Below are 9,231 nucleotides of genomic sequence, written 5' to 3'. Positions count from 1 at the left end.
ACGATCTGTTCGAAATCGGCCATGATGGCTTCCATCGGCTCGCCACTATCGGGGGGCGATACCTTTAGCTGGGCCGCGATTTCTCCTTGTGTGGTCTGTGCGCGAACAGGGCGCCCGGCAAGAGTTCTGTGATAGTCGGCCGCCCATTTCGAAATGTGCTGACCCCAATGCGAAAACGTGTCCCAATCCATGCGCAAGCCTTCTTTTGTAACTGAGCACCAATTCGTCCAGTCCCCGACCTTACCTGTTCGGCTCGTGGACTAAAGCCGAACAGGAGTTCGTTTTTCAATTGAAAAGGTCCCGGGTTCTGCCTTCAGACCGAAAAACTGACATTCGCCTGACCTGTGCCAGAGCTGCCGAAGTAGGGGGTGTAGATGTCGATCTCACCCTTGTAGCTGCCCCAGCCCAGAGCTCCGAACAGCAAAGCAGTGTCATTCATGGCGCATTCGCCTGTACATTTCTTTGCATAGTCTGGAAGCATCTCAAGAAACTCTTCAAACCGTCCCTGTTCCCACATCTCCAGCACGTGCATATCCATCTGGCGGTTGAACTCGCCGTTTACCGCATTCAACCCTTCGACCGAGCGTTCATTGGGCGTAAAGTCATGGCTGAGTGAGCCGGATGCCATTACGGAAACCTTCCGGTCGGAACGTCGGATACCTTCGGCAATGGCCTCACCCCAGATGCGGTTTTCCTGGATCGACGAGAACTGGTTGACTGCAACAGGCAAAACGCGGGCATTCACCCCTTCGTTGATGAAATGCATAGGCAGAAGGGTGCCATATTCCATGCCCATATCGGGGTGCGAATGGCCAAGTGCCCGCTCACCGCGCTCGCGCAGAACATCAAGGATGGTTTCCCCCAACGCGTGATCCCCGCGATAATCAAACTCCATATCCGCCAGCATATGTGGCAGTTCGTGGCTAATGAAGCGGCCTTTATGGTGCTCTTTGGTATTCAGGTGAAACCCCTGATTGGTGATCCAATGAGTGTCGAACACAAGGAACGTCTCGACCCCGCGATCTATCGCGTGCTGGCGCAGGCGCGCATAACCATCAATGGCAGACTGCCGGATGCCTTTGTATTTTGGCATCGTATGGGACATCCAGATACTTGGCACATGCGTAATCTTCGCGGCTTGTACGATCTTTCCCATGACAGTTCCTCCTCGCGTTTACCGACGTTTGTGTACCAGAGCCATTGCCCGAGTTCACTTCCCCAGCTGCATGATATTGTGTTTTCCTGTTGCGAAGCCGACGTGTTTTTGTTCCATGTAGAACTCGAAACTCCAGTCGCCGCCGTCGCGGCCGATACCGGATGCCTTGACGCCGCCGAACGGGGTGGGCAGGTGGCGGACGTTTTCCGAGTTCACCCAGATCATCCCGGCTTCAAGCTTGTCGGTGAACCGCAAGGCGCGGGTCAGGTCATTGGTCCAGACATAGCCGGTCAGACCGTATGGTGTGTCGTTGGCGATCTGCAGCGCCTCGTCCTCGGTCGAGAACGGGATCGAGGTCAGAACCGGGCCGAATATCTCTTCGCGCGCGATACGCATCTGGTTATTGGCATCGGTAAACAGGGTTGGGCGAATGAAATACCCTGTGTCGCCGACCTTGGCACCTCCGGCGGCGACAGTCGCACCGTCTTCTTTGGCGATGTCAAAATAGGAGGTCACCTTGTTATAGTGCTCCTCGGTCACCAGTGGCCCGATCTCGGTCGCAGGATCCAGCGGATGGCCGACCTTGATGGTGTTGACCCGTTCGATCAGCCTGGCCTCGAACGCCTCCTTGATGGTGTCCTGCACCAGCAGGCGCGAGGATGACGTGCAGCGCTCGCCATTGATCGAGTAGATCATGAAGATCACCGCATCCAGCGCCCGGTCGAGATCGGCGTCGTCGAACACGACAACCGGGTTCTTGCCGCCCAGCTCCAGATGCATCCGCTTGAGCGTATCGGCACCTTGTTTGGTGATGCTGCTGCCGGTGCGGCTTTCACCGACAAAGGCAATCGCCTTGATCAACGGATGTTCCGTCAACGCTTTACCCGCATCGGGGCCGAACCCGTTCACGGTGTTCAGCACCCCCTTGGGCAGCCCGGCCTCTTCGGCGATCTCCACCAACAGGCGAGCGGACAGCGGAGAATCTTCGGCCGGTTTGTGAACCACGGTGCATCCGGCAGCCAAAGCAGGCGCGATCTTCCATGTCGACAGCATGAACGGCGTGTTCCACGGCGTGATCACCCCCACCGGACCAATCGGAACGCGCGTGGTGATGTTCATCAGGGTCTGCGACTTAAGATGCTGACCGTCCCGCGCCTGTATCACCTGATCCGCGAAATACCGGAAGTTCTCGGCCCCCCGCAGCGCGGCCTTGGACATAAAGCGCAGGGTCTGGCCTGTGTCCCAGCATTCACACAGCGCAATTTCCTCGGCACGGGCCTCGATCGCATCGGCAACGTTCAGCAAGATGCGGCGCCGCTCGGTGGCAGGCATGTCGCGCCAATCGGCAAATGCGACATGAGCGGCATTGGCGGCAGCGTCGATATCATCGGCAGTGCCATGGGCGACATCGCAGATCACCGACCTGTCAACCGGAGATGTGGATTGGAACACCCCTGCGGAACCGTCGCGATCTTCGCCCGCGATCCGGTTCTTGATGCCGGTCTCCTTAAACCGCGCCAGAAAGCCCGCCAGCTTCTCGATGTTCGTATCCAGTGCGCTCATGGATCAGGTCTCCTGGTTGGTCGCGCCCAAATGGTCCCGGATCGTGCCGGTCTTGGGCGAAAGGTCTGGGTCAATGTCACGCATCTCAAGCGAGAGCGCGATGGAATGTCCGGCGAAGGCGGGGGACAGATAGGCCTCAACCGCCTCGAAAATGCGCTGCGTGGCGTCCCGTTTGACATCCGCAGCCCGGCCAGCGCGCAGGCGGATCGAGATATCGATAAACCCATGCGCCGGATTGCCGTCCGCGATGGCATAGTGATCGACCCGCGTGGCCCGGACACGAATACCGGGCAGGGGGAATGTCTTGATCCCGGCAGCCGTGGCCCGGATGCATTCGCACAAGCCACTCATATCGATCCTGTCTTCCAGATTGCCGGAATATTCGACGTGAAAATGTGGCATGTGCTCCCCTCAAATGGTAAACATGTTTAGTAAATTGGAACCCCCACTGTCAAGAACTTGCTTTGTTAATCTTTGCATCTTTTGACTCCGCGAATTACAAGACTGCCATGAGTGAACAAAGCCACACCAAGAACACCTCGCGCGCCCTACCGATTGCCTTGCTGCGCGCACGCGAAACCGTCATGGCCCCCATCCGGGACATGCTGCAGGGGATACAACTGACCGAGCAGAAATGGCGCATCCTGCGCGTGCTGGACGAGCTGGGTGAAGTGGAGCAAAGCTCAATCGCCAAAGAGGCCTGCCTGTTGTTGCCAAGCCTCACCCGCATCCTGCGCACGATGGAAGCCGAAGGCCAAATATCACGCCGCCAGGACAGCCATGACAAACGACGCACAATGGTGAAGATCACAAACGAAGGACGAAACATCCTCGCCGAAAACCTCGGAACCTCTCTGCAGATCTACCAAAGTATCGAAAAACAAATGGGACAAGAAAAACTCAATCAACTCCTCGACCTGCTCGAAGAACTCCAAGCCGTCAAAGTCTGACCGAACGCACATTTGGTCGCGCGGGCCAGCATTGCCGGTTTTCTTTAAGAGACGCAGGTTGGAGTTGCCTAGGCGTCACACACTCCCATCACAAAACGTTTTCCGTCTCAAGCTGAAAGCACCCCGGCTTCTGAGCACAATGCACCTTCACGTTTGACGACGGACCACTTTCGGCCAAAACCTCCAACTCAGTAATACCTGGTGCCAATTCCATTTGGCCACCGTCGAATGACGGCCTTCCACGCGGGCCAAGTCAGTCATTTCAATCGCACCCAAGAGCCATGACACCCTTTGAAAGCAGGCTTTCCCTGCTCAACAAAATACTGGATGTTGGATACAATATCCTCTATAGCTGCGCGTATCGATTGATTCAGGGAGGATCACATGCTCAAGAAACTCGCCGCACTGGCGGCCCTCACCACCATCACCACGGTTCATGCGATGGCGGACACGCTGGACGATGTCGTAGATCGCGGGACATTGCGCTGCGGTGTTGTGTTGGATTTTCCGCCAATTGGGTATCGCGACGCGAATAACGAACCGGCAGGCTTTGATGTCGAATACTGCAATGATCTGGCCGCCGCTCTTGAAGTTGAGGCCGAAATCCTGCCGCTGACCTGGGCGGAACGCCTGCCAGTGATCGTCACCGGACGCGCAGACGTTGTGTTCGGAGCAACCTCGGACAGCCTTGAACGGGCGCGGACGGTGGGCTTTACCATTCCTTACGCCATCTATTATGCGCAGGGTGTGGTGAATGCCGAAAGTGGCATTGAAACCTTCGAGGATATCCGTGGCAAGCGCGTGGCTGCCGCGATCGGCACCGTGCCCGAGCAGGAATGGCTGAAGATCGCCGCCGAATGGGGTGAAGAAGGCAATTATCAGGGCTATCAATCCGAGAATGAAGTGTTCCTGGCGGTGGCTCAGGGCAAGGCCGATATCGGCATTACCACAAACACTGCCGTGCTGCCGATTACCCAGCAATATGACACTGTTGTTGCCGGTCCTCGCATGCCATGGACCACCGACTACACTTCGGTTGTCGGCAAGCGCGAAGATGTCACCTGGCTGAACTTCCTGAACCTGTTCGTGACCCACCAGGTGCGTTCGGGCCGCTATCAGGAGCATTGGGGAAATTATGTCGGTGGCGAAGCCCCCGAACTTCGCATTCCCGGCGTAATGTACTGATCCTTTACCGTACCAACCTTTCGCCCGGTTCTCTTCGGGCGAAAGGACTGGTAAATTGCGCGAGGAACACCCGTGTTCGACTATAACTTCCATTGGCGGCCGGTGATGAAAAGCCTGCCAGACCTGCTTGAAGCATCGCTGCTGACGATACAGGTTGCCGTGCTGGCAATGGTCCTTGGCATCATCATCGGGCTTTGTCTGGCACTGACGCGGCTGCACCTGAAAGGACTGCCTTACTGGTTCGCCTCAGCCTGGGTCGAACTGGCGCGCAATACTCCGGCACTGTTCCAGCTGTTCTTTTTCGGCTTCGGGCTTGGTGCCTTTGGCCTGCATCTGTCGCCGTACTTCATCGTGCTGGCCGGACTGACATTCAATTGCGCCGGTTATCTGGCTGAAAACTTCCGTGGCGGCTTTCAGGCCGTCCCCGAGACACAGTTACGTGCGTCGCGATCGCTGGGCATGAACGCGTGGCAGGCTTACACACGCGTCGTGATCCCGCAGGTGTTTCGCATTGTCTATCATCCGATCACGAACCAGATGGTCTGGGCTGTTTTGATGTCGTCACTGGGTATGCTGGTCGGCTTCCGGGAACTGTCGGGCGAGACGCAGTTCTTTGCCTCGCGCACTTTCCGAATCTTTGAATATTTCGCCGTCACCGCGGTCATCTACTACGTGATCGTCAAAATCATCCTTTTTGCCTCGCGCCTGCTGGCGTCCCGGCTTTTCCGCTACTGAAGGAGGCACAGATGCAACCCACTGTCAGCTTTTTCAGCGGCTTCAACATCAACGATCTGTGGTTTCTGGGCGAAGCCGCGCTGCGAACGCTCTGGATCTCAATGCTTTCGATTTCCATTGGAACGGTTTTTGGCGTGGTGTGCGGTTGGCTTCTGTACGAGGGCAAACTGGCAGCGACCCTGACGTTGGCTCCGGTTTTGGATATCTTCCGTTCGGTCCCTCTGATCATCCAACTGGTGCTGTTTTACAACTTTGCACCTATTGTCGGACTCAATCTGGACCCGTTCGCCTCGGGCGTGGTGATCCTATCCATCTACACAGCAGCACTGGTTGCGAATGTGGCGCGCGGCGGGATTGAGGCCGTCGGCGATCCGATGCGCCGCGCGGCGCGCAGTCTGGGCATGACCTATTGGCAGGATCTGCGCTATGTCGTCTTCCCGATCGGTGGGCGCGCGGTGTTCCCGGCATGGGTCGGGGTCGCGTTGGGTGTGATGAAAGACAGCGCACTGGTCTCAGTTCTGGGCTATGTCGAGCTGCTCAAGGCCAGCCAGATCCTGATCACCCGCACGCAGGAACCGTTCCTGATCCTGACAATCGCTGGCGCGTTCTATTTCGCGCTCAGCTATCCGATTTCGCGGTATTCCGCGTCACTAGAAAAAAGGTGGGCCCAATGATCGAAATTCGCGACCTGCACAAATATTTCGGATCGCTGCATGTGCTGAAAGGCATCGATCTGGATGTGCAGAAAGGAGAAGTTCTGTCGGTGATCGGTGCGTCAGGCTCCGGTAAATCGACCCTTCTCTATTGCATCAACGGGCTGGAACCGATCCAGCAAGGATCGGTCAGGGTTGATGGCATTGATGTTCATGCTAAAGGCACCGACATCAACAAGCTGCGCACAAAGCTGGGGATGGTGTTCCAGCAATGGAACAGCTTTCCGCACCTGACAGCACTGGAAAACGTTGCGTTGGCCCCGAAGATTGTCAAAGGCAAGTCGAGGGACGAGGCGTGTGACATTGCCGCAAAGCAGTTGACCCATGTAGGGTTGGGCGAGAAGCTGAACGTCTTTCCCTCGGCCTTATCGGGCGGTCAGCAGCAGCGACTTGCCATTGCCCGCGCGCTGGCGATGGAGCCGGAATACATGCTGTTTGACGAAGCAACCTCGGCGCTGGATCCTGAACTGGTGGGCGAGGTTCTCGACACGATGCGGTTATTGGCCGAAGAAGGGATGACGATGATTTGTGTCACGCATGAGATGGGTTTCGCTCGTGATGTATCAGACCGGGTTGCTTTTTTTCATCAGGGCGTGATGGAAGAGATCGGTCCGCCCGCGCAGATTTTTAGCGAAGCCCAATCCGAACATACCCGCAAATTCCTGTCGAATGTGCGATAAAAGCCCCCGCCCCAATACAATTAGGAAGGTTACCTTCATGTCCCAGAATATCTTCACCGGCACCATGCCAGCCCTGATGACCCCCTGCAAGCCGGACCGGACACCGGATTTCGACGCGCTGGTGAAAAAGGGCAAGGAAATGATCGAAGCAGGCATGTCCGCCGTGGTCTATTGCGGCTCGATGGGCGATTGGCCTCTCTTGTCGGATGCCGAACGGATGGAAGGTGTCGAACGTCTGATCGCAGCCGGACTGCCCGTTGTCGTCGGCACCGGTGCGATAAATTCGAAATCCGCCGTAGCGCTTGCCGCACATGCGCAAAAAGTTGGTGCGGCAGGGCTTATGGTGATCCCGCGTGTATTGTCGCGTGGATCGTCCATCGCGGCGCAGCGCAACCATTTCAAAGCGATCCTGTCGGCTGCACCTGATATTCCGGCAATCATCTATAACAGCCCGGTTTACGGCTTTGCGACGCGCGCCGATCTGTTCCTGGAACTGCGCGCAGATCATCCCAACCTGGTTGGGTTCAAGGAATTCGGTGGCAAAAGCGATCTGCGCTATGCGGCGGAACACATTACCTCGAAAGATGATCAGGTCACACTGATGGTTGGTGTAGACACCGAAGTCTACCATGGCTTCGTCAATTGCGGCGCCACCGGCTCGATCACAGGGATTGGCACTGCCCTGCCAAAAGAGGCACTTCTGCTGGCGGCCCTGTGTCAGAAAGCGGCAGCCGGTCATGCCGAAGCCCGCCTTCGCGCGCGGGAACTGGAAGAAGCCTTTGGCGTGCTGGCCAGCTTTGACGAAGGCACCGATCTGGTACTGTATTACAAACACCTGCTGGTCCTGAACGGCGAAGAAGAGTACCGCTTGCACTTCAACGAAACCGACGAGTTGACGGATGCCCAGCGCAACTATTGCGAACAGCAATACGACCTGTTCCGCACTTGGTTTACTGATTGGTCCGACCAGGGCGGGGTCATTGCTGAATGCATGTGATTGACAGTCACACCGGGGGAATGCCTACGCGGGTAATCCTCGACGGTGGCCCCGATCTGGGGTCCGGCCCACTGGCCGAGCGTGCACGACGCTTGGCCACCGAGCATGAGGTGTTCTACAAATCCATCTTACTGGAACCGCGCGGACAGCCCGGAATGGTGGGCGCGCTTCTGGTCGCGCCCGAAGATTCAAGATGCGAGACCGGCGTGATCTATTTCGATGCGGATGCCGTTCTGGGCATGTGCGGGCATGGCACCATCGGTTTGGGTGTCACTCTGGCCCATATGGGTCGGATCCGGCCGGGCACGCACCGGGTGGAAACCCCGGTCGGGGTCATCTCGGTGGAGTTGCTGGACGCCAATACCGTGCGCGTCACAAATGTCGAGAGCCGCCGCGTGCGGGCAGCTGTGCAAATTGAGGTCGGCAGCCATGGGTCGATAACCGGCGATCTTGCCTATGGCGGAAATTGGTTCTTCATTGTTGATCCCAGCCCGATCCCGGTGAATCCGGGAAATTTTCGTGCGTTGACAGATCTGACCATCGCCATACGTGAAGCCTGCATCGCACAGGGCGTGCGTGGTGAAAACGGAGAACTGGTCGATCACGTGATCCTACAGGATCAATCCCCCAACAAGGATGTTCACAGCCGCAACTTTGTACTGTGCCCGGACAATCAATATGACCGGTCGCCCTGCGGTACGGGCAGTTCGGCGCGCCTCGCCTGTCTGGCGGAAAACGGGGCGCTGGCCGCCGGGGAAGAGATTGTGCAGGAAAGCGTGATCGGCAGCCCCTATGTGCTGAGCTACCAACCCGGCCCAAACGGGGGTGTCATTCCCACCCTAACCGGGCAGGCGCATATCATGTCGGAAGGCAGGTTGGTTTTCGCGCCGAATGATCCGTTCCGTGATGGTATCGCGCTTTGAAATCAAGTCCGGGGACAGACACTGTCCGGTCCCCGACCCCGCACCACGATTTGAGAACCTGTAACCATGCAGCATGACACCAAAACGGACATAGTTGTGATCGGTGCTGGCATCATTGGCATCAGCGCTGCGCTGGAATTGCAAAAGCGTGGAAGGCAGGTGCTGGTGCTGGACCGTGAAGGCGTTGCAGCCGGAGCGTCAAAGGGCAATGCCGGGGCCTTTGCCTTTACAGATATCGTGCCGCTTGCAACCCCAGGGATCATGCGCAAAGCACCAAAATGGCTGCTTGATCCGCTGGGGCCTTTGTCGATTCCACCCGCTTATGCGCT

Annotated in this window: 11 protein-coding genes and 1 pseudogene; 8 read left to right on the top strand and 4 right to left on the bottom strand. The window is 57.2% G+C overall.

The features are described from left to right. The 4 genes and pseudogenes from AC2FNC_RS18865 to AC2FNC_RS18850 all read right to left on the bottom strand — a co-directional run. Positions 1-191, bottom strand: a pseudogene (locus AC2FNC_RS18865) (aspartate aminotransferase family protein); the annotation flags it as partial. A gap of 122 nt (positions 192-313) precedes the next feature. Then, positions 314-1,156 (bottom strand): 3,4-dihydroxyphenylacetate 2,3-dioxygenase, encoded by an 843-nt coding sequence (gene hpaD / locus AC2FNC_RS18860; RefSeq protein ID WP_496716259.1) that lies wholly within the window; start codon positions 1,154-1,156, stop codon positions 314-316. A gap of 54 nt (positions 1,157-1,210) precedes the next feature. Then, a complete protein-coding gene (hpaE, locus tag AC2FNC_RS18855; protein ID WP_480555179.1) occupies positions 1,211-2,719 on the bottom strand; it encodes a 5-carboxymethyl-2-hydroxymuconate semialdehyde dehydrogenase in 1,509 nt (502 codons plus the stop codon). Positions 2,720-2,722: 3 nt separating this feature from the next. Continuing rightward, the gene (locus tag AC2FNC_RS18850; protein WP_267365252.1) at positions 2,723-3,121 is read right to left on the bottom strand and encodes a 5-carboxymethyl-2-hydroxymuconate Delta-isomerase; all 399 of its coding nucleotides are present in this window, start codon (positions 3,119-3,121) and stop codon (positions 2,723-2,725) included. A 107-nt stretch (positions 3,122-3,228) separates the two neighbouring features. Between AC2FNC_RS18850 and hpaR the strand changes: the two genes are divergently transcribed. The 8 genes from hpaR to AC2FNC_RS18810 all read left to right on the top strand — a co-directional run. Then, positions 3,229-3,669, top strand: a complete 441-nt coding sequence (gene hpaR / locus AC2FNC_RS18845) for a homoprotocatechuate degradation operon regulator HpaR (RefSeq protein WP_480521553.1) — start codon at positions 3,229-3,231, stop codon at positions 3,667-3,669. 384 nt (positions 3,670-4,053) lie between these two features. Further along, complete coding sequence (locus AC2FNC_RS18840; protein WP_496716256.1) at positions 4,054-4,854, top strand: transporter substrate-binding domain-containing protein; 801 nt, start codon at positions 4,054-4,056, stop codon at positions 4,852-4,854. Positions 4,855-4,926: 72 nt separating this feature from the next. Next, complete coding sequence (locus AC2FNC_RS18835) at positions 4,927-5,589, top strand: amino acid ABC transporter permease (protein ID WP_496716254.1); 663 nt, start codon at positions 4,927-4,929, stop codon at positions 5,587-5,589. An 11-nt stretch (positions 5,590-5,600) separates the two neighbouring features. Next, the gene (locus tag AC2FNC_RS18830; protein WP_480520577.1) at positions 5,601-6,263 is read left to right on the top strand and encodes an amino acid ABC transporter permease; all 663 of its coding nucleotides are present in this window, start codon (positions 5,601-5,603) and stop codon (positions 6,261-6,263) included. Beyond that, the gene (locus tag AC2FNC_RS18825) at positions 6,260-6,982 is read left to right on the top strand and encodes an amino acid ABC transporter ATP-binding protein (protein ID WP_496716253.1); all 723 of its coding nucleotides are present in this window, start codon (positions 6,260-6,262) and stop codon (positions 6,980-6,982) included. Before AC2FNC_RS18830 ends, AC2FNC_RS18825 begins: the two co-directional genes overlap by 4 nt. Positions 6,983-7,019: 37 nt before the next feature. Beyond that, positions 7,020-7,979: a dihydrodipicolinate synthase family protein gene (locus AC2FNC_RS18820; protein ID WP_480478142.1), complete on the top strand. Its 960-nt coding sequence runs from the start codon at positions 7,020-7,022 to the stop codon at positions 7,977-7,979. Next, positions 7,970-8,902: a 4-hydroxyproline epimerase gene (locus tag AC2FNC_RS18815; protein ID WP_480478140.1), complete on the top strand. Its 933-nt coding sequence runs from the start codon at positions 7,970-7,972 to the stop codon at positions 8,900-8,902. Before AC2FNC_RS18820 ends, AC2FNC_RS18815 begins: the two co-directional genes overlap by 10 nt. A gap of 66 nt (positions 8,903-8,968) precedes the next feature. Continuing rightward, positions 8,969-9,231, top strand: a 263-nt coding sequence (locus AC2FNC_RS18810) for an FAD-dependent oxidoreductase (RefSeq protein ID WP_496716252.1), incomplete at its 3' end; no start/stop codon positions are given.

This window comes from Ruegeria sp. BHSA123 (assembly GCF_059613425.1).
This window is presented reverse-complemented; position numbering and strand designations above follow the sequence as displayed.